The sequence below is a fragment of the Bartonella jaculi genome (assembly GCF_039543045.1).
Classification (GTDB): domain Bacteria; phylum Pseudomonadota; class Alphaproteobacteria; order Rhizobiales; family Rhizobiaceae; genus Bartonella; species Bartonella jaculi.
On record NZ_BAABIZ010000132.1, the window covers coordinates 1 to 1,057 of the forward strand.

Below are 1,057 nucleotides of genomic sequence, written 5' to 3' on the forward strand. Positions count from 1 at the left end.
TTCCATTGATGTTACAGGACGCTTGGTCAAAGTCGATAGCGAAGGCTTAACAGCTGGAAAAGCCACAGGCTATGATTGCGAGATCAAGAATGTTTGGGATTACACAGAATTTTGGGATGGCTCTGTTCTTCACCGCTTTTCTTTTAAACGGGGCGGTTGGCTTGTCCGCAATGGGCAAGATATTGGTGGGCGTCGACGCTCTATTCTCAATCTATAGGAATTGATCATGACAAGTTTACAAACCAGTATTGAGGTGGAATTAGCTGTTCCCATTCTGTATCAGGACAGTGAGGGCAGAAAAGCTCATCGGCATAAATTGACCTTTTATCGCCCTACTTTCAAACATGCCAAGCAATTGTCTGTGCTGATTGGACCACAGTTGACAGAGCTGCTTGTACCTGAATTTGCAGAGCAAAAAAACCCTAGCAATGATGTTCTCATTCTTAAGCTTTCACAAGTGTTGTTTACCCATGAGGCGACAGAAGGCATTACAGCGCTTTTGGCAGAAATGTCTCATGAATCTGTTGAACTGATTGATCGTCTTGATGTTGTTGATCTTGTGGCAGTGTTTAAGGCTTTTTTTGCTTTTTTTACGCAACGCCAATCCCCTATGCTGGACAATTTGGAGCAGAGCTAGCTCTTTATTATCACTGGTCGGCTCTAGAGATTAACCAGATGGATTGGCTTGATGTTGTCTCCTATCGCTATGAATTAGCCCGCCTGAAAGCCCAAGAATATGAAAGCCAAATGTTAGGATGAGATGCGATCATGGATGTTTCCCTTGTTGTCCGTTTTGTGAATCATCTCCAAGAAGGGATAGCCTCTGCCAAGCGAGACCTTGCAGCTTTCAGTAGCGATGTTGCGCATTTCCAAAACCAAACACGAAAGCATTTTAAAGGGTGGTTTGACCCTGAGCACTTGAAGGAATCCACAGAAAAAGCGCAAAATGCTTATATTCATGCGCGTGGGCGCATGGTGGGGGCTGTTGCCCAAACCGCAACTTTAATTGCACCGCTCTATAAAGCCATGCAATTTGATCAATCGATGAAAGGCTTGG

The 1,057-nt window shown here is 44.5% G+C and carries 1 protein-coding gene and 2 pseudogenes; all 3 read left to right on the forward strand.

Features of this window, described 5'->3' with window-relative positions:
• Positions 1–217: pseudogene (locus tag ABD915_RS09780) on the forward strand (phage major tail tube protein); the annotation flags it as partial.
• 9 nt (positions 218–226) lie between these two features.
• Entirely contained in the window at positions 227–637 is a 411-nt protein-coding gene (locus ABD915_RS09785) for a hypothetical protein (RefSeq protein WP_345117762.1), read from the forward strand.
• A 131-nt stretch (positions 638–768) separates the two neighbouring features.
• Positions 769–1,057: pseudogene (locus ABD915_RS09790) on the forward strand (phage tail tape measure protein); the annotation flags it as partial.